We start from the raw sequence: 18,790 nt of genomic DNA, 5'->3' as shown, positions 1-18,790 counted from the left end.
AGGCTTTAGGGATTCTGGCGCCAATCCGACGGCGGGACTTCTATTTCATCCCCAACCGCTTCGCCATCCGCCCCAGATTCGCCCGGTCCAGCCCCAGCTCACGCGCGGCACTGGCCCAGTTGTCCCGGTTACGCTCAAGCGCCGCGCTGATCAAATGCCGCTGATACTGCTCGGTGGCTGCACGCAGGTCACCGCTGATCAATGGCAGGGCGGCAGTCGCTTCGGACGGCACCGGCGAGTTATCCACAACCTCACGCGGCAGATCGAGATCCATGGCGCTCAGGCTGAGAATCTTCGGCCGCACCTTACAGTTTCCCAGCGCCTTCAGGGCACTGCGTCCAATCAAATGCTCCAGTTCCCGCACGTTGCCCGGCCAGGTGTAGGCCAGCAGCGCCTCCTGGGCATCGCTGTTCAGGCGCAGGCTGTTCAGGCCCATGCGCGAGCGGTTCTGTTCCAGGAAATAACCGCTGAGCAGCAGCACATCGCGCCCCCGGTCACGCAGCGCCGGCACCCGCAACGGGTAGACGCTGAGGCGATGGTAAAAGTCGGCGCGGTAGCGGCCGCTGCGTACTTCTTCGGCCAGGTCGCGGTTGGTCGCGGCGATCAGGCGCACATCCACCTGATGTTCCTTGTCCGAACCCAGACGTTGCAACTGACCGCTCTGCAATACCCGTAACAGCTTGGCCTGGACGGTCAGCGACAACTCGCCGACTTCATCGAGAAACAGCGTGCCGCCGTTGGCCAGTTCGAACTTGCCGCGCCGGTCGCTGGTGGCGCCGGTGAAGGCGCCGCGCACGTGGCCGAACAGTTCGCTTTCCACCAGGGTGTCCGGCAGGGCCGCGCAGTTGAGGCTGATGATCGGTTTGTCGGCGCGCTTGGAGGCAGCGTGGATGGCCTGGGCCACCAGTTCCTTGCCGACCCCGGTTTCCCCGGTGATCAGCACGGTCAGGTCGCTGCCGCCGACCAGATTGATTTCTTCCACCAACCGTTTATGCGCCTTGCTCTGACCGATCATTTCGCGGTTCTGCTGGCCGCTGGCCTGACGATAAACCTCGGCGCGCTGGTGTTCGTCTTCGGCACGAATCGCCAGGCGTTCGATGCGTTCTGCGGCGTTCACCGTGGCCGAGGCGAGGCTGGCGAAGGCTTGCAAGGCGTCGAGTTCGATCGGCTCGAAACGCTCCGGATCGAGGGCGTCGAGGGTGATCAGGCCCCAGAGTTTTTCATCGACGAACAACGGACAACCGAGGCAATCGTGAACTTCGAGGTGATCGTCGAGGCCGTCGACCAATCCGTCATACGGATCGGGCAAATCGCTGTCAGCGGCGAAACGGGTCGGCCCTTCGCCGGCCAGCAGCACTTCGAAACGCGGGTGTTCGCTGACCTTGAAGCGGCGGCCGAGGGTGTCGGTGCTCAAGCCGTCCACGGCCAGCGGCACCAGCCATTCGCCGTCGAGGCGCAGCAGCGCAGCGGCATCGCACGGCAGCAGGGCGCGCATGGCTTCGAGCAGCCGTCGGTAGCGCTCGCCTTCGGGCAATTCGCGGGACAGGTCGGAAACCAGTGGGAGCAGGGCGGTCAGCAGGGATTTGGCGGACATAGGCTTGTAGTCAAAGAGACGCGTTGTAGTCGAAGCGACTATAAAGGTGCTTGTGTCGATCTGACTACATAAATTTCAACTCATTGATTTGTATGGAAAAAATAGTTGGCACGATTACTGGAATACATAAGGCACTTTTAGAGAAAGCTCAGGAGTCACCCTTATGCTTAGCGTCCAGGATCGTGCCATCGTCAAATCCACTGTGCCTCTGCTGGAAAGCGGCGGTGAAGCGCTGATCACCCATTTCTACCGCATGATGCTCTCCGAGTACCCGGAAGTCCGCCCGCTGTTCAACCAGGCCCATCAGGCCAGCGGTGACCAGCCCCGCGCCCTGGCCAACGGCGTGTTGATGTACGCCCGTCACATCGATCAACTCGACCAGCTGGGCGATCTGGTGGCCAAGATCATCAACAAGCACGTAGCCTTGCAGATCCTGCCGGAACACTACCCGATCGTCGGCACCTGCCTGCTGCGCGCCATTTCCGAAGTACTCGGCGAAGAAATCGCCACCCCGGAAGTGATGAGCGCCTGGGGTGCAGCCTACGGTCAACTGGCCGATATCCTGATCGGCGCCGAAACCGCCATCTATGACCAGAAAGAACAAGCCGTCGGCGGCTGGCGCGGGGCGCGGGAATTCATCGTCGCGGCCAAGGTCGAGGAGAGCGCGGAAATCATTTCGTTCTACTTCGAACCGGCGGACAAGGGCCCGATTCTCGCAGCCGAGCCAGGCCAGTACATCGGCATGAAGCTGATCCTCGACGGCGAAGAAATCCGCCGCAACTACTCGCTGTCGGCCTTGGCAAACAAAGGCCAGTACCGCATCAGCGTCAAACGCGAACCGGGCGGCCGTGCCTCCAATTACCTGCACGATCAGCTGCACGTCGGTGCGAGCATCCAGCTGTTCCCGCCATCGGGCGAATTCACGTTGACTGCCAGTGACAAACCGCTGGTGCTGATCAGCGGCGGCGTCGGCATCACTCCGACGCTGGCGATGCTGGAAGCAGCGCTGGAAACCGAGCGTCCGGTGTACTTCATCCACAGTGCGCGCAACGGCAGCGTGCACGCGTTCCGTGACTGGATTGATGGTCTGGCCGCGCGTCATCCGCAGCTCAAGCGCTTCTATTGCTACGCCGAAGATGACGGCGTGAGCCCGGCGGCGGACAAGGTCGGGTTGCTGAGCGAGGAGCAACTGGGCGAGTGGCTGCCGGCGGAGCGTGATGTGGACGCTTACTTCCTGGGGCCGAAAGGTTTCATGGGGGCGATCAAGCGTCACCTGAAGGCGCTGGGTGTGCCTGAGAAACAGAGCCGTTACGAGTTCTTCGGGCCGGCTGCTGCTCTGGAATAATCCGTAACCGAGTCGCCTTCAATCGCGAGCAAGCTCGCTCCCACAGGATTTGTGTGCGACACAGATCCAATGTGGGAGCGAGCTTGCTCGCGAAAGGGCGGCGGCGCGGTCCTGATTCTTAAATTCTGTTTAAAGGTTAATCGTTTCTTAACCGGTTTATCGTTTATTCCCCGATGCTGATGATAGGCGCTCGTTCGTTTACATGATCAGGATCGCCCCCATGTCGCACTTCGCCTCTTCCCGTCGTTTCAGCCTGGCCACGTTGGGCCTGTCGGTTGCCTTGCTGTCCAGTCCGTTCGCGTTCGCCGAATCCGCCTTGATCGAACCCCAGACCCTGATCGTCGATCAGAGCCTGCCCAAGGTTCAGCGTGATGCGATGGAGTTGGCGGCGCGGCGTTATGGCAGTTTCTGGAACACGGGCGAAGAGGCGTTGGCCACTGCAGCCCTGTCGCCGCAGTTCGTCGACAAAACCCCTCCGGAAGGCCGGGTGCAAGGGCCGACGGGACCGCTGCTGGCGTCGAAGTTCTTTCGCACGGCGGTGCCGGACTTGAGCTGCGAGATCCAACAAATGATCGTTGCCGGTGATCGCGTGGTGGTGCATCTGCACTTTCGCGGGCATTTCACCGGTACGTTCAAGGCTCTCAAAGGGCAGGGGCAGCGTGTAGACTTCCGGGCAACCGATATCTATCAGATCGACAACGGTCGCATCGCGGCCAATTGGCATATCGAAGACAACATCAGCCTGATGGCGCAACTGCAAGCGCAGCCGCCGGCCAGCTGAACCATGGACATGAAAGGGAAACGCGATGAGCGAGGAAACGATTCGATTGGGACGTGAGCGGCGCTTTCTGGTGCTGCTGGGCATCATCTGCCTGGCGCTGATCGGCGGCGCGCTGTACATGCAGATCGTGCTGGGCGAGGCGCCATGCCCGCTGTGCATCCTGCAGCGCTATGCCTTGCTGTTGATCGCGCTGTTCGCGTTCATCGGTGCGGCCATGCGCACCCGCCGTAGCATCACCGTGTTCGAAGTGCTGGTGGTGATCTGCGCGATTGCCGGGGCCGGTGTCGCCGGGCATCACGTGTACACCCAGTTCTACCCGGCCGTGAGCTGCGGCATCGATGTGCTGCAGCCGATCGTCGACGATTTGCCGCTGGCGAAGATCTTCCCGCTGGGCTTTCAGGTCGACGGTTTCTGCTCGACGCCGTACCCGCCGATCCTCGGCCTGTCGCTGGCGCAATGGGCGCTGGTGGCCTTCGTGCTGGTGGTGATCCTGGTGCCGCTGCTGACCTCGCGCAACCGAAAAGCGTTGCGCTGAATCAACTTTTCGGCGGCTGCGCCGATAAAATAAACGCCTCGATTTGCGGTGACGCAGATCGAGGCGTTTTGCATTTCAGGGTCTGTGTGAAAACACCGTGACGAATGGCAAGGAAGGGTGCGACAGGTGTGCGACATGTTGTCACACACGCCCTATCGCAGCGCGTTTAACAGATCCGGATTGGAGTGCTGTTACAAAAAAGGATTGGTCTGTTTCAGCGTTTTTCGGTTTTTGCACGCGTGTGCCGGATCAGGCAGTTTTAACAGACTCCGGCAGATGGCCAAAAGCCTTGGCATATCGGGCTTTGCGCGGATCGCGCCGTGGGAAAAAGCCCTCGGAGCTGTCTGAACTGAGGCCGATAGACCTACATTTTTTGGTGTTTTTGTTGAGAATCGATTTCGATAACATGCGGAACTTTTGCAAAAACGGTGATGGATTGTTGCTCAGAGCGATAAAAATTATTTCGGGATAAGACATGGTGTATAGGGCGCTACCTATCTACAATCGCCCGCACTGAATTCCCGGCACTGTTCAGCCTTTATTAAGGAGGCGAGCAGGAAGTCGGGTGTCGAGCAGCCGAGAGGCTTGCGAGACACCCAGGTGTCGGTGCCTTCCAACTTTCCGCACCAAATGGAATTGGTCTGTAACAAGGCCTTTGACCACGAATTCGAATAAGAACTGACCGCTGTCCCAGGTTTTGTCGAGCGTCTGACGCGCGACGGGCGGCCCTTATTCAATCCAAAGAAAATGCCAACCCTTGGCAGGGTGAAGTGTTGGCGATCAAAACCCAACTGCATTGCGCAAGCTGCTTTAGAGGTCGTGAGATGAGTAAAAACAGGTACCCCAGATTACTAGGCCTAGTGCCGCTGCTCGGCACGTTGTTGCTGGGAGGCTGCAACATGACCTTGCTCAATCCAACGGGCCAGGTCGGCCTGGAACAGCGCAACCTGATCATCACCGCCACGCTGCTGATGCTGTTGGTCGTTGTGCCGGTCATCGTCATGACCTTCCTGTTCGCCTGGAAGTACCGCGCCTCCAACAAGAACGCCGTCTACACCCCGAAATGGTCGCACTCGACCAAGATCGAAGTGGCAGTCTGGACCATCCCGGTCCTGATCATCATTGCCCTGGGTTACATCACCTACAAGTCGACCCACTCGCTGGATCCGTATCGTCCGATCGAATCCGACGTCAAGCCTGTGACCATCGAAGTGGTCGCGCTGGACTGGAAGTGGCTGTTCATCTACCCGGAACAAGGCATCGCCACGGTCAACAAGATCGTATTCCCGGCGCACACGCCAGTTAACTTCCGGATCACTTCGGACGCGGTGATGAACTCGTTCTTCATCCCGGGCCTGGGCGGCCAGATCTACGCGATGGCGGGCATGACCACCAAGCTGCACCTGATCGCTGACCGCAACGCTGAAATGGACGGTATCTCCGCCAACTACAGCGGCGCTGGTTTCACCGGTATGAAATTCAAAGCGATCGCAACTTCTCAGGAAGATTTCGACGCCTGGGTAAGTGAAGTCAAAAAGGCACCTAAACAGCTTGAACCAGCTGAATACGCAGCCCTTGCCAAGCCAAGCCAGAACAATCCAGTCGAGCTCTACTCCTCGGTCACGCCGAACCTGTTCCAGACCATCGTCGACAAGTACGAAGGCATGAAACCGGGCAAGCCGCTGAAGCACGAGAAGAAAGAGAAAGAAGTGGCGGCAACGGATATGGACTCGAATTCGCATTCAGCTGCCGGGGCAGAGGAGTAAACGATGTTTGGTAAATTAAGTTGGGAAGCGATCCCTTTCCACGAGCCGATCGTGATGGTCACCATCTCGATGATCGCGCTCGGTGGTCTGGCGTTGTTCGCTGCAATCACCTACTTCAAGAAGTGGACTTACCTGTGGACCGAGTGGCTGACTTCGGTCGACCACAAGAAAATCGGCGTGATGTACATCATCGTCGCCATGGTCATGCTGCTGCGCGGTTTTGCCGACGCCATCATGATGCGTACCCAGCTGGCCATGGCCACCGAGGGTTCGCCTGGCTACCTGCCACCTGAACACTATGACCAGATCTTCACCGCTCACGGTGTGATCATGATCATCTTCATGGCGATGCCATTCTTCACCGGCCTGATGAACCTTGCAGTGCCGCTGCAGATCGGCGCGCGTGACGTTGCGTTCCCGTTCCTGAACTCCCTGAGCTTCTGGCTGCTGGTGTCCGGCGTCGTGCTGATCAACCTGTCCCTGGGCGTCGGCGAATTCGCCAAGACCGGCTGGGTTGCCTATCCACCGCTGTCGGGTCTGCAATACAGCCCTGGCGTGGGGATGGACTACTACATCTGGGCGCTACAGCTATCGGGTCTGGGTACAACGTTAACCGGGGTTAACTTCCTCGCGACCGTGCTGAAAATGCGTACCCCTGGCATGAAACTGATGGACATGCCGATCTTCACCTGGACCTGCACCTGGGCAAACGTTCTGATCGTGGCTTCGTTCCCGATCCTGACCGCTACCCTGGCACTGCTGACCCTTGACCGCTACATGGATTTCCACATTTTCACCAATGAACTTGGTGGCAATCCAATGATGTACGTCAACCTGTTCTGGGCATGGGGCCACCCTGAGGTTTACATCCTGATCCTGCCGGCATTCGGCATTTTCTCGGAAGTCATCTCGGCCTTCACCGGCAAGAAACTGTTCGGCCACCACTCGATGATCTACGCCTCGGGCGCGATCTCGGTACTGGGCTTCATGGTTTGGCTGCACCACTTCTTCACCATGGGTTCGGGTGCCAGCGTCAACGCCTTCTTCGGTCTGGCGACGATGCTGATTTCCATCCCGACGGGTGTGAAACTGTTCAACTGGCTGTTCACCATCTACCAGGGCCGTCTGCGCTTCACCAGCCAGGTTCTGTGGACCCTGGGCTTCATGGTGACCTTCGCCATCGGCGGCATGACCGGCGTACTGCTGGCCATCCCGGGTGCTGACTTCGTTCTGCACAACAGCCTGTTCGTGATCGCTCACTTCCACAACGTGATCATCGGCGGCGCGGTATTCGGCTACATCGCAGGTTTCGGCTTCTACTTCCCGAAAGCGTTCGGCTTCAAGCTGCACGAAGGCTGGGGTAAAGCAGCGTTCTGGTTCTGGATCTCGGGCTTCTTCGTCGCGTTCATGCCGCTCTACGCTCTGGGCTTCATGGGCATGACCCGTCGTCTGAACGCCACCACCAACCCTGAGTGGGTACCGTACCTGTACGTTGCCATGTTCGGTGCGGTGATGATCGCTGTCGGTATCGCCTGCCAGCTGATCCAGCTGTACGTGTCGGTGCGTGACCGCAACAAGCCGGAAAACATGTGCGAACACGGTGACCCGTGGAATGCCCATACCCTGGAATGGTCGACCTCGTCGCCACCTCCGTTCTACAACTTCGCTGTACTGCCAAAAGCAGACTGCATCGATCCGTTCACCGAGGCCAAGGAAAACGGTACTGCGTACAAGGCTCCGGCCAAGTACGAACCGATCCACATGCCGAACAACACCGCCACTGGCGTGGTGATGGGCGCACTGCTGACCGTGTTCGGTTTCGCGATGATCTGGCACATCTGGTGGTTGGCGATCGCCAGCCTGGCCGGCACTGTCATCTACTTCGTGATCCACGCAGCACGTGACGATCAGGGCTACATGGTGCCGGTTGAAACAATCGAGCGCATCGAAGCCGAGCAGCACAAGCGTCTGGTAGCGGCCGGGAAGATCCCTGCTTCCGCAACCCGTGTTGAAACCAAGTTGGAACAGGCTTAAACAATGTCGAACTTAGTGACCAATGCTGGACACGCCCATGGTCATGACCATGGGCACGATGACCATCACCACGACTCGGGCGAGATGACCGTATACGGTTTCTGGCTCTACCTGATGACCGACTGCATTCTGTTTGCGTCGATCTTCGCGGTGTACGCGGTACTGGTAAACAACGTCGCCGGTGGCCCGTCGGGCCACGACATCTTCGAACTGCCATACGTGCTGGGCGAAACCGCTCTGCTGTTGTTCAGTTCGATCACCTACGGCTTCGCCATGCTGGCGTTGTACAAAGGTAAGAAGCAGCAGGTTCTGGGCTGGTTGTTCATGACCTTCCTGCTCGGCGCAGGCTTCATCGCCATGGAGATCAACGAGTTCCACCTGCTGATCTCCGAGGGCTTCGGTCCTAGCCGTTCGGGCTTCCTGTCGGCGTTCTTCACGCTGGTCGGTACCCACGGTCTGCACGTGTCCGCCGGTCTGATCTGGATGGGCATCATGATGTACCAGGTCAACAAGCACGGCCTGACGGCGACCAACAAGACCCGTCTGAGCTGCCTGAGCCTGTTCTGGCACTTCCTGGACGTGGTGTGGATCTGCGTATTCACCGTTGTTTACCTGATGGGGACCCTGTAATGGCTAATGCACACTCCCATGACAGCCATGATGCTGGCCACGGCAGCGTCAAGTCGTACGCCATCGGCTTCATCCTGTCGGTAATCCTGACCGTCATCCCGTTCGGCCTGGTGATGTTCCCGACCCTGCCGAAGTCGACGACGCTGGCAATCGTCCTGCTGTTCGCCGTGATTCAGGTGATCGTTCACCTGTATTACTTCCTGCATCTGGACCGTTCCATTGCTCAACGTAACAACGTGATTGCGTTCGTCTTTACGGCCATCGTGATCGTGCTGCTGGTCGGTCTGTCGCTGTGGATCATGTTCAGCATCCACACCTACATGATGGCGAAGTGAGGTAAACCCGATGTCGCTCAAGCACTTTATCCAAATCACCAAACCGGGGATCATTTTCGGTAACGTGCTTTCTGTGGCAGGCGGGTTCTTCCTGGCCTCGAAAGGGCATGTCGATCTGGCCGTGTTTCTGGCAGCCATGATCGGCACTTCCCTGGTTGTGGCCTCCGGTTGCGTGTTCAACAACTGCATCGACCGCGACATCGACCTGAAGATGGAACGCACCAAGAACCGGGTGCTGGTCCAGGGCTTGATCTCCCTGAAACTGGCCCTGGTCTATGCGACCGTCCTGGGTGTCGCCGGCGTTGCGTTGCTGTACAAGGTGGCCAACCCGTTGGCTGCCCTGTTCGCCGTGATCGGCTTCATCATCTACGTCGGCTTCTACAGCCTGTACCTCAAGCGCAAGTCGGTTCACGGCACGCTGGTGGGCAGTCTGTCGGGCGCCATGCCGCCGGTGATCGGTTACGTGGCCGTGACCAACAGCTTCGACATGGCCGCGCTGACCCTGCTGGTGATGTTCAGCCTGTGGCAGATGCCGCATTCCTACGCCATCGCGATCTTCCGCTTCAACGATTACCTGGCCGCATCGATTCCGGTACTGCCAGTGAAGCGCGGAATCCAGGTGGCCAAGAAGCACATCCTGATCTACATCCTGGCCTTCCTCGTGGCGACCTTGATGCTGACCTTCAGCGGTTACGCCGGCATGAGCTACCTCGCCGTCGCCGCGGCCATGGGCATGTACTGGCTGTACATGGCCTGGACCGGCTACAAGGCGGTGGATGACACGGTCTGGGCACGCAAGCTGTTCGTGTTCTCGATCTTCACCATCACCGCGTTGAGCGTCATGATGTCCCTGGACTTCAAGGTGCCGACCGAGCTGCTGCTGACGTACGCGCCGTAGGGTTCGAACGTTGTACGAGAAACCCCGTTCATCGAGAGATGAGCGGGGTTTTTTGTTGCCCGAATGATGGAGAAACGACGTCCTTTGTCGCGAACAGACTCTCTCCCAAAAAGATGCGGTATTCAGCCATTCCCCCGAAACGACTAGCTAGAAATCGACAGGTTGCGGTCGGTAGGCAAAAGCCCTAGATTCGGATCCAACTACATGCATCGATCAAGAGGCTGGGCGAAATGACTGAGAGGATGACCTGCGACGAGCGCTTCATTGCCCTGGCAAAAGAGCTGAATTACGACATCAATGGCGAAAACACGGTGGGTGGCAATTACGCGCCGTTGATCCGTCATCACGATGAGATCTACATCAGCGGCATGGTGCCGCGCACCGAGGGCAAGATTCAGTATCCGGGGCGGGTGGGGCAGGAGCTGACGCTCAAGGATGCGCAGGCCGCGGCGAGCATCAGCGCGATGCGTTGTCTGGCCTTTATCGTCGATGCAGTCGGTTCGCTGGACAAGGTCAGGTCGTTGTTGCGGGTCACGGTGTACGTGAAATCCACGCCGGATTTCGTCGACCTCAGTGAAGTCGCCAATGGCGCTTCGGATGTGTTCAGTTATGTGTTGGGCGATGTCGGGCGACACACCCGCACCACCGTTGGCGTCTATCAGTTGCCGAAAAATGCAGCCATCGAAGTCGACATGATTGCCGCCGTGCACCCATCGGCATAACCGCCGATCACCGGACAACAAAAAGCCCCGCCTGAATGTCAGAGCGGGGCTTTTTCGTCGGCGCCGGTATTACTGGGCGGCGATGCTGTAGCCATCAAACGCGGTCTGCTGTTGCAGCGCGGTGATGATGTTTTTGCGGTTGATCGCGTGCTCGGTGCCGGCGTTGTCGACGAAGGTTTCGCCTTCGATTTCCGCCTCTTCGCCTTCACCGACGAAGGTGAAGCCGAGGAACTCCAGCGCCTCGCGATCCACGCTCAGGCGCGAACGCGGTGTGCGCAGCGGCAGGGTCACGCTGATGCCGTCCTTGCTGATGCTGAACACTTCGACGTCTTTCTTGGCGCGTGCGGCCTTGCTCTTGCCGCCGCTCGGGCTGCTGATCGCTTGGTGAGTCTGGTTCAGAACCTTGAGGGCCAGGCCGTAGACGATTTCCTGGAACGCCGGATCGTCCTTGAAGCTGGAAAGGATGCGGCTGATCGGGAATTTGCTGCTGAGGTCTTCGAGGGCGGCAATGTCGGCGGCTTCGGCGTCCTTCAGGCGCTTGAGTTCGCCCATCAGCTCATAGGCCTGGTCGTCATCGAAGCGGTCGTGGGCCTGACGGATCGCGGCGCGCAGTTCGCGGATCTGATCGCTCTCGCGGCTCGACTGGAACGCGTCCAGCACCATCTCGCTGATGATCTTCGCCTGTGGGATGTGTTGTGAAAGATTGATGGAGTTTTCGTATTCCGCTTTGGACGACAGAGTGACTACGGATTCAGCGGTGTTGAAATCGGACATTGAAATTTCACTACTTTTTTAACTTGAGATGAGACGAGAAAGCGCTGGGGGCTTTTTCAGGCCGACTAATTTAGGGGAGCGAGACGGCGTTGTCACGGAGCAAGGGGCCGGCGGTGCCGATTATTTATCCGGATGATTTGTGATGGGCAACCAGGCACCGCGTGCGCCCTGCGTTATTCATTGGCGACGGCATTTACCGGCAACCGCCGGGACGCTAGGCCACGCAGTGTCCAGTAGAGCTTCAACGAACGGGTACTGATCAGGCCGCACATGAAACCCGAAATGCCGGACTTGAGCAGCAACATGTCCGGGGACGCGGAACGCTCCGGATTCACGTCATTCTGGTAGCCGAAGTAGTAGTTCGCGAAAAAGAACATCAGGTACATGATCAGGATTTTCACGGTGCCCGGCATGATCAGCCCTGTCGCGGAGTCGTCGAGCGCCACGCCTCGGCGGGAAAACACCAGCCAGGCCGAGAGACCTCCCAGCAACAGCGCGCCGAACCAGGTGCTGAAAAACAAGGCCGGGTTGATCGTCAGGTTCAGGGAGTACAGCGACCACGCCAAAAACGCCGGCGGTGTAATCAGCATCGAGGCACGGCTTTCGCGGCGGGGAGAGAACGCCTTGATGCCGAAATAAACCAGCAGCAGAAAAATCAGGTAAACCCGGATCGGAGTGTTTTGCAGAATCGTGAGCATTGCGCAGCATCCATGCTGAAAAGGAGGAGGGTGGAGCATAGCCGGGGTCACAGTAACCGTCGGCTATTTCAGCCGCAAACGCTCCATCGCGATCACCGATGTTTCAAATCCCAGGCTGGCAAAGAATGCTTCCGCGCCTTCGCGCCCGGCACGCAGGACCCAGGTAATGTCGGTGTTGTCGCCCATTACATGTTCGACCAGCGCCCGCCCGATGCCCGCGCGCCGATGTTGCCCGTCGACCACGACCATCGACAGGTAACCGTTGGACAAACCATCGGTGATGCCACGGGCGAAACCGACAATCTGCTGGCCGCTCAATGCAACGGCAGTGCGTTGGGAGTTCTGGATGAGTTGTGCGAAATGTTCGGCGGTGCCGGTGCGATGTCCCCAACCGATCGCCTCCAGAAACTGCCTTGCCGCCTCCACTTCCGTGGGCATGAGGTCGCGTATTGAAATGTCTTTGTTCATTCGTTGATCCCGTCCCTGGTGTATTTCCAACAGTAGTCGTGTTGCCTACGGTCTGCCCCACATCTGCATGGCGAACTCGACAAAGCGACGCAGTTTAGGCAGCCGATAGCGATCCGGCGCGTAGAGCAGGTGCATCGGGCGATTCGGCGGCTGGTAGTCCGGCATTACGACGACCAGTCGGCCGTCGCGCAGGTCCTGTTCCACCAGTGCATCGGGCAGCATCACGATGCCCATGCCGGTGCGCGCGGCCTGATGCAGGCCGGCGGAGCTGTTGATCAGCATCGGGCCTTTGACGTCGACCATGATGTCACCGTCCGGGCCGCTGAGGCGCCATTGTTTTTCGACCGATTGCCAGTCGTCACCGGCGGGGTAGGCGAAGGATAGGCAGTCGTGCTGACGCAGCTCTTCAGGCGTGAGCGGCATGCCGCGTCGGGCCACGTATTCCGGGGAGGCGCAGACGGTCAGGGTGTAGTCGATCAGCGGGCGGGCGATCAGGTTGGACTGGTCGAAGTGGCCCAGTCGGAAGGCCACGTCGAGACCGCTTTCCAGCAGATCCGGACGGCGGTTGGTCAGGATCACGTCGAGTTTGACCTGCGGACATTGCAGGGAAAACTCACTGAGCGCCGGGGCCAGACGTTCAACGCCAAAGGTCAGCGGCGCAGTAACCCGCAGGATGCCGCGCGGTTCATCAAGCGTTTGCTCGGCGAGGCGTTCCGAATCGGCGACCAGACCTAACACTTCCAGGCAACGCTGGTAGTAAACGCTGCCGAACTCGGTCAATCGCTGGCGGCGGGTGGTGCGTTGCAACAGTTGCACACCGAGCCGTTGCTCCAGTGCCCGCAGGTGATTGCCCACCATGGTCGTGGACATTTCGCACTGCAGCGCGGCCGCCGTCATGCTGCCGGACTCCACAACCTTGACGTACACGCTCATCGACTGGAACAAATCCATTATCAAGCCCGGCTTTTAAATGATTGAAGTTTTGCCGAGTTTATCCAGTTCAGGTGGATAACCATACTGCCAGCACCTCTCACCTCGCTGGAGTTTGCCGACATGACCGCCGCCCTGATGAACACCTACCAACCGCTGGACTTGAGCTTCATCAAAGGCCTGGGCACCCGACTCTGGGATCAGGCGGGCCGCGAATACCTGGATGCGGTGGCGGGCGTGGCGGTGACCAATGTCGGTCATTCGCACCCACGCATCGTGTCGGCGATCAGCGAGCAGGCGGGATTGTTGCTGCACACCTCCAATCTCTACAGCATCGACTGGCAACAGTCGCTGGCGCAGAAGCTGACGCGGCTGGCGGGGATGGAGCGGGCATTCTTCAACAACTCCGGTGCCGAGGCCAACGAAACCGCGCTGAAACTGGCGCGTCTGTACGGCTGGCGCAAAGGCATCGAACAGCCGCTGGTGGTGGTGATGGCCAACGCGTTTCATGGCCGTACCCTCGGCACCTTGTCCGTCAGCGATGGCCCGGCGGTGCGCCTGGGTTTCAATGACTTGCCGGGGGATTTCGTCAAAGTGCCGTTCGGCGATCTTCAAGCGCTGGAGCAGGTGCAGCGCAAGCATGGCCAGCGGATCGTGGCGATTCTGGTCGAGCCGATCCAGGGTGAAAGCGGCGTGCAACTGGCACCGCCCGGCTACCTCAAGGCCCTGCGTGAGTTGTGCAACCGCCACGCCTGGCTGCTGATGCTCGACGAAATCCAGACCGGCATCGGTCGCACCGGCCGCTGGTTCGCGTTTCAGCACGAAGGCATCGTTCCCGACGTCATGACCCTCGCCAAGGGCCTGGGCAACGGCGTGCCGATCGGCGCCTGCCTGGCACGGGGCCGGGCGGCGGATCTGTTCACCCCGGGCAGCCACGGCAGCACCTTCTGCGGCAATCCTCTGGCGTGCCGGGTGGGTTGCACCGTGCTCGAGATCATCGAGGAACAGGGCCTGCTGGAAAATGCCAGGGTCCAGGGCGAGCGCCTGCTGACCCGCTTGCGCGCAGAGCTGGCGGACAATCCGAATGTGCTGGAGATTCGTGGGCAAGGGCTGATGATCGGCATTGAACTCAAACAGCCGATCCGCGACCTGACACTGATTGCCGCGCGGGATCATGGACTGCTGATCAACGTCACTCGCGGCAAGACGATCCGGCTGCTGCCGCCGCTGACGATTGATGAGCGGGAGGTGGGGATGATTGTCAGGGGGGTTGGCCGTTTCCTGAGCCATGTCTAATCCCTCGGTCAATAGTGAAATCTGCAAGTTATGACGCAGATTTCGCCGTCTACGATTGCATAGACCAGGCGGTGCTCGGCAGTTACCCGCCGCGACCAGAAGCCGCTCATGTTGTGCTTGAGCGGCTCCGGTTTACCCAAGCCTTCAAAGGGTTGGCGCTGGATCGCTTTGATCAGAAGATTGATTCGTTTGAGACCGGCCTTATCGTTTTGTTGAAACCATAAGTAGTCTTCCCAGCCCGTTGGCGTGAACTGGATTTTCATTCTTCAATCAGTTGCCTGACTTTGGCTTTTCCAGCGCGCATTTCGCCAATCGATTTGATCAAGCGCTCGGCATTGGCCGGAGAACGCAGCAGATAGGCCGTTTCTTCCAGCGCGTTGTATTCGGCCAGAGACATCATCACTACAGGCTCGCCTTTTTGGCGGGTTACCAGAAGTGGGGCGCAGTCTTCATTCACGCGATCCATGGTTTCAGCCAAGTGCGCACGGGCTGTGGTGTAGTTGATAGTGTCCATGTTGTAGTCCTCGCTTGATGCAAGGAACGTACAGAAATGAGTACAGGATGACAAGGCGATACCTATCAGTGGTTGTGCCACAGACGGGCTGCCTGCGGTGTGCTGAGTATCACCGAAGTCTCGTCGAGACGTTTCTGGGTCTTCTGTAAGCTGATTCCGACGAGCCTGCCATCCCTCTCACTCTCTACGTGAGATTTTTCTAATCAGGATAATCCGACAAATCCGGCGCCAGCATCCGGGTCTTCGGTGCGCCGTTCGAGTTGTGCTGGATGATGTCTTTCGGTTGCCCCTGTTGATTGAAAAACACCTGACCGATCCCCGCCGAATTCCACAGCCGTTCACCCGCTTCGGCGTGTTCCGGCACGTACGGGACGATGCGCATGCGACGGCGTTTGGTCAGCCAGTTGAGCGGCGAGCGCGGTGAATAGAGCCAGCGGTTGAGGCGGTCGAACCATTCCAGCAGGGTAGGCGGGAACTCGTTCTTGATGCCGCTGCTGGTGATTTGCCAGATGCGCGGGCCGGCCTTGCGGTGTCGGATCAGGACTTCGTAGACGAAGGAATAATGCACGTCGCCTGACAGCACCACGTAACTGCCCGGTGTACGCGAGTGTCGGAAAATGTTCAGGATCACCTGAGCTGCGCCGCGATGAGCCATCCAGTTTTCCGCGTCCACCAGCAGTGGATAACCGCACCAGCTGAACACTCGCTGCACGGTTTCGATCAGCTTCACACCGAAGATCGGTGCCGGCGAAACGATGATCGCCGAAGGGTGGTCGAGCAGTTCCTGCTGCAGTTCGCTCAAGGCTTCCCAGTCCAGCAAACCCGACGGTTGCTTGAGCGCCATTTCGCTGCGCCAGCGTCGGGTGCGGGTGTCGAGCACCACCAGCGCCGGGCTGGTCGGCAATACGAAATGCCACTGCTGAAAGCGCAGCAGTTCCTCAATCAATCCGTCCTGCACGGGAGCGTCGAGATAGCGGTCGTCACCGCTGGCGCTCAGTCCTCGGGTTTTCTCCAGCACTGCGCTGAATGCATCCGGATTGTTGCCCCAGCCCTGACACAACATGTAGGCGATCAGCGCGTTGCCGATGATGCGTTTGGAGAACGGGTGGCCGTAGGCCGTTTCCTCCCATTGCGCGGACAGGTTCCAGTCGTCGGTGATGTCGTGGTCATCGAAAATCATCAGGCTCGGTAAGTGCGCCAATGCCCGGGCCACCTGGCCGAGGCCGGCCTTGAAACCGTCGATGCGGGTTTGTTCAAGGGCATAGCGCTTGAGGCGTTCCGGCGTCAGTGTCGGCGGCTGCGGATTGACCAGTGCCCAAGGGGTTGGTGACCACACCAGCAAATACATGGCCATGACTTCGGCGAATGTCACAAGGTGATTGTCGGCGCTGCTGCTGGTGAAAATCGGCTTGCGTGCGCCGCCGAAGAAACGCTCGCGCAGGGTCTCGTTGCTCTCGAGTGCCGGCAGCAAATCCGCACGATGGTAGTAGCTGGCCGGATGTTCGTAGAGCTTGGCGCTGTCGTTGACCACCGCGCCTTCGAGGTGCTCACCGAACAGGCCGAGGCGCTCGATCAAGGCATGAATCGCCCGCAACATCGGGCCGGCAACGTCGTCGGCGTAAACCTGATCGCCGCTCATCATCAGCAGGGCGGGGCGTTGCTGCGGGTCGGTTTCGGCGGCCAGCAACCGTTCAACGCAGAGCAGGCCGTCGGCGGCCGGATGATGGGGCTTGCGACAGGAACCGTGGAGCAACTGGTCGATGCGCGAACGCAGGACGAAGTTCGGGCTGGTCGCGTTGTCGTAGAGCAGGTGTGGCGCCCAATCGGCGATCGGCTGCTGGCCATCGATCAACAGGTCGTAGTCGATGCGGGTGTCGCAGGGCAGGGCGGTTTCCAGCGGAACATCGATCAGGTGAACAAACGCCCGGATACCCACAGGGATGACCGTGCATTTCCCGGCATCCAGTGGAATGTCTCCTACGCCTTGCAGGCGCAAGGTCAACGACAGCTCGCGGCTGCCGATCAGCCAAAGCACTACGCGCGTCGGTTCCAGTCGGCGCAGCAGTGGCCCGGCCAGAACAGCAGGCAAGGGGCTCGGGTCATCAGGTGTCGGAGGCATCGGGGGAAAAGCTCAAGGCGCACAGGCCGGCGATGATAGCGCAGCCGGCGCCTCGAACCCTTAAACCAGGCTTAAGAGCCCGCTTTTTCCAGCTTCAGTGCCAACAGGCGCCATTCGGCAGGTGTCGCGTCGACTCTTGGCTGTTCCTGTACGGAGCAGTCGAAGCGGTACGTCACATCGTCGCCATTCATGTTCCGCGCGGTGACGGTGTTGCTGAAGGTGTAGACCTGATCCTTGAAGCGTTGCGGCGTCAGGCTTTTGCTGTCGGCAAACCGGGCAGACGCAGGGAAGCGCAAAGTGCTGGTCACGAACGGGCTGCACATGACATACGCGAGCATCGACTTGTCGCCCTGGGCGTCGGCGCGCAGTTTTTTGCTCAGCGCCGTCAGGGCCTTGCGCCCCTCATCGTCACTCTGGTCAATCACGGTTTGCACCGACATCGTCTTCGGCGCACGACTGGCGTAGTTCGGCAGCAGCGCGGAATCCGCCGGAGAGGGTTTGTTGTCCGGCTCGATAGCGGCGAACACCGGCGCGTCTTTCAGCGCAGCAGGGCTTGCAACCGCTTCGGCTTCCGGCAGCAGCGAGGTCGGCTCGGCTTCCTGCTGCGCCACGACGTTTTCAGTCTGCGCGGCTTCGTAGCGATGCGCCGACGGGAACAGTGAAAAAGTGATCGCCAGCACCACCATTGAAACAATGAAACCGCCCGCGACACCGACCAGGTTGGCGTAAAACAGATTCCAGCTGCCGCGGTTTTTCACCACCCAGCGCCACATGAAACCCCAGGCCGCGACAAATGCCAGAAAACGCAGAAACTCCATTCGATCCTTTCCTTAAACCTGCTGAAGCCGGATATCAGCGCCGTTCCGATGACGAGCACTGAAAGATGGGCGGCAAGATATCAAAATAGATTTCTGGCGCCACAAGAACCTTCACACGCCGTGTCGATACAGATCACTTGAGCGCAAAAAACGCCAGAGCGGTAATGCCGGCCACTGTGCCGCAAAGGCCTGCCAGCAGCTGCCGCGCAATCAGGGGCTCGACTTGCGAGCGTCGGGCGACCAGCATCCATACGCCGACCAGCGCCGCGGCGGTCGTCATCATTTCCAGCAATGTGGTCGTCAGACCGGTTACGTGCGGTCGGCTCGACCCGAACAGACCGATGTAGAACTCCGAGACCACCAGACCTACCAGCATGCCGCTGGCAGCGCCCAGCAGGTTGGCGAGGAACAGGTTCCAGGTGCCACGATGTTTGACCACCCACACCCACATGGCCACCCAGGCTAAAAGACAAAACGCTGCATCCATCGCACCCCTCCTTTTGAATCAGTTTCGTCAGGCCCATGGCTCCCGG

20 protein-coding genes are annotated in these 18,790 nt (G+C 59.3%); 10 read left to right on the top strand and 10 right to left on the bottom strand.

From position 1 onward, the window contains the following. Nucleotides 1-40 precede the first annotated feature (40 nt). Complete coding sequence (gene norR, locus AC1Q9F_RS12025; RefSeq protein WP_492619840.1) at nucleotides 41-1,594, bottom strand: nitric oxide reductase transcriptional regulator NorR; 1,554 nt, start codon at nucleotides 1,592-1,594, stop codon at nucleotides 41-43. 163 nt (nucleotides 1,595-1,757) lie between these two features. Here norR and hmpA point away from each other — a divergent pair, with 163 nt between their 5' ends. From hmpA to AC1Q9F_RS11980, 9 genes are all read left to right on the top strand, one after another. Further along, nucleotides 1,758-2,939 (top strand): NO-inducible flavohemoprotein, encoded by a 1,182-nt coding sequence (hmpA, locus tag AC1Q9F_RS12020; RefSeq protein WP_221535354.1) that lies wholly within the window; start codon nucleotides 1,758-1,760, stop codon nucleotides 2,937-2,939. A gap of 220 nt (nucleotides 2,940-3,159) precedes the next feature. After that, a complete protein-coding gene (locus AC1Q9F_RS12015) occupies nucleotides 3,160-3,720 on the top strand; it encodes an ester cyclase (RefSeq protein ID WP_492619841.1) in 561 nt (186 codons plus the stop codon). 25 nt (nucleotides 3,721-3,745) lie between these two features. Further along, nucleotides 3,746-4,255 carry a disulfide bond formation protein B gene (locus AC1Q9F_RS12010; RefSeq protein WP_025109264.1) on the top strand — a complete coding sequence of 170 codons (510 nt, stop codon included), beginning with the start codon at nucleotides 3,746-3,748 and terminating at the stop codon, nucleotides 4,253-4,255. A gap of 824 nt (nucleotides 4,256-5,079) precedes the next feature. Further along, nucleotides 5,080-6,021, top strand: a complete 942-nt coding sequence (gene cyoA / locus AC1Q9F_RS12005; RefSeq protein ID WP_085606895.1) for a ubiquinol oxidase subunit II — start codon at nucleotides 5,080-5,082, stop codon at nucleotides 6,019-6,021. Between the two features lie 3 nt (nucleotides 6,022-6,024). Further along, nucleotides 6,025-8,055: a cytochrome o ubiquinol oxidase subunit I gene (cyoB, locus tag AC1Q9F_RS12000; protein WP_007956721.1), complete on the top strand. Its 2,031-nt coding sequence runs from the start codon at nucleotides 6,025-6,027 to the stop codon at nucleotides 8,053-8,055. A 3-nt stretch (nucleotides 8,056-8,058) separates the two neighbouring features. Then, nucleotides 8,059-8,685 carry a cytochrome o ubiquinol oxidase subunit III gene (locus tag AC1Q9F_RS11995; RefSeq protein ID WP_007956720.1) on the top strand — a complete coding sequence of 209 codons (627 nt, stop codon included), beginning with the start codon at nucleotides 8,059-8,061 and terminating at the stop codon, nucleotides 8,683-8,685. Continuing rightward, complete coding sequence (cyoD, locus tag AC1Q9F_RS11990; RefSeq protein ID WP_007956718.1) at nucleotides 8,685-9,020, top strand: cytochrome o ubiquinol oxidase subunit IV; 336 nt, start codon at nucleotides 8,685-8,687, stop codon at nucleotides 9,018-9,020. The genes AC1Q9F_RS11995 and cyoD overlap by 1 nt, the downstream gene beginning before the upstream one ends. Nucleotides 9,021-9,030: 10 nt before the next feature. Next, entirely contained in the window at nucleotides 9,031-9,918 is an 888-nt protein-coding gene (gene cyoE, locus AC1Q9F_RS11985; RefSeq protein ID WP_007956716.1) for a heme o synthase, read from the top strand. 230 nt (nucleotides 9,919-10,148) lie between these two features. Continuing rightward, entirely contained in the window at nucleotides 10,149-10,640 is a 492-nt protein-coding gene (locus AC1Q9F_RS11980) for a RidA family protein (RefSeq protein ID WP_007956714.1), read from the top strand. A 69-nt stretch (nucleotides 10,641-10,709) separates the two neighbouring features. Here AC1Q9F_RS11980 and AC1Q9F_RS11975 read toward each other — a convergent pair whose 3' ends face one another. The 4 genes from AC1Q9F_RS11975 to AC1Q9F_RS11960 form a co-directional block, all read right to left on the bottom strand. After that, a complete protein-coding gene (locus AC1Q9F_RS11975) occupies nucleotides 10,710-11,414 on the bottom strand; it encodes a hypothetical protein (RefSeq protein ID WP_492619842.1) in 705 nt (234 codons plus the stop codon). A 173-nt stretch (nucleotides 11,415-11,587) separates the two neighbouring features. Further along, on the bottom strand, nucleotides 11,588-12,112 hold the full coding sequence (locus AC1Q9F_RS11970) for a hypothetical protein (protein ID WP_492619843.1): 525 nt from the start codon (nucleotides 12,110-12,112) through the stop codon (nucleotides 11,588-11,590). Between the two features lie 63 nt (nucleotides 12,113-12,175). Beyond that, complete coding sequence (locus AC1Q9F_RS11965; RefSeq protein WP_492619844.1) at nucleotides 12,176-12,580, bottom strand: GNAT family N-acetyltransferase; 405 nt, start codon at nucleotides 12,578-12,580, stop codon at nucleotides 12,176-12,178. A gap of 45 nt (nucleotides 12,581-12,625) precedes the next feature. After that, nucleotides 12,626-13,531, bottom strand: coding sequence for a LysR family transcriptional regulator (locus AC1Q9F_RS11960; protein WP_064599264.1), 906 nt, complete (start codon nucleotides 13,529-13,531; stop codon nucleotides 12,626-12,628). A 102-nt stretch (nucleotides 13,532-13,633) separates the two neighbouring features. On the opposite strand from AC1Q9F_RS11960, the gene AC1Q9F_RS11955 reads away from it, so the two are divergent. Further along, entirely contained in the window at nucleotides 13,634-14,806 is a 1,173-nt protein-coding gene (locus tag AC1Q9F_RS11955) for an aspartate aminotransferase family protein (protein WP_492619845.1), read from the top strand. A gap of 8 nt (nucleotides 14,807-14,814) precedes the next feature. Here AC1Q9F_RS11955 and AC1Q9F_RS11950 read toward each other — a convergent pair whose 3' ends face one another. The 5 genes from AC1Q9F_RS11950 to AC1Q9F_RS11930 all read right to left on the bottom strand — a co-directional run bounded on the left by AC1Q9F_RS11950 (nucleotide 14,815) and on the right by AC1Q9F_RS11930 (nucleotide 18,744). After that, complete coding sequence (locus AC1Q9F_RS11950; protein ID WP_492619846.1) at nucleotides 14,815-15,069, bottom strand: Txe/YoeB family addiction module toxin; 255 nt, start codon at nucleotides 15,067-15,069, stop codon at nucleotides 14,815-14,817. Further along, the gene (locus AC1Q9F_RS11945; RefSeq protein ID WP_039765667.1) at nucleotides 15,066-15,320 is read right to left on the bottom strand and encodes a type II toxin-antitoxin system Phd/YefM family antitoxin; all 255 of its coding nucleotides are present in this window, start codon (nucleotides 15,318-15,320) and stop codon (nucleotides 15,066-15,068) included. The genes AC1Q9F_RS11950 and AC1Q9F_RS11945 overlap by 4 nt, the downstream gene beginning before the upstream one ends. Before the next feature lie 199 nt (nucleotides 15,321-15,519). After that, nucleotides 15,520-17,439: an alkaline phosphatase D family protein gene (locus AC1Q9F_RS11940; protein WP_492619847.1), complete on the bottom strand. Its 1,920-nt coding sequence runs from the start codon at nucleotides 17,437-17,439 to the stop codon at nucleotides 15,520-15,522. Between the two features lie 71 nt (nucleotides 17,440-17,510). Next, nucleotides 17,511-18,257, bottom strand: coding sequence for a hypothetical protein (locus AC1Q9F_RS11935; RefSeq protein WP_375747846.1), 747 nt, complete (start codon nucleotides 18,255-18,257; stop codon nucleotides 17,511-17,513). Between the two features lie 133 nt (nucleotides 18,258-18,390). Beyond that, nucleotides 18,391-18,744: a hypothetical protein gene (locus tag AC1Q9F_RS11930; protein ID WP_064383933.1), complete on the bottom strand. Its 354-nt coding sequence runs from the start codon at nucleotides 18,742-18,744 to the stop codon at nucleotides 18,391-18,393. Nucleotides 18,745-18,790 lie beyond the last annotated feature (46 nt).

The organism is Pseudomonas sp. GW823-FHT04A03 (assembly GCF_058796615.1).
This window is presented reverse-complemented; position numbering and strand designations above follow the sequence as displayed.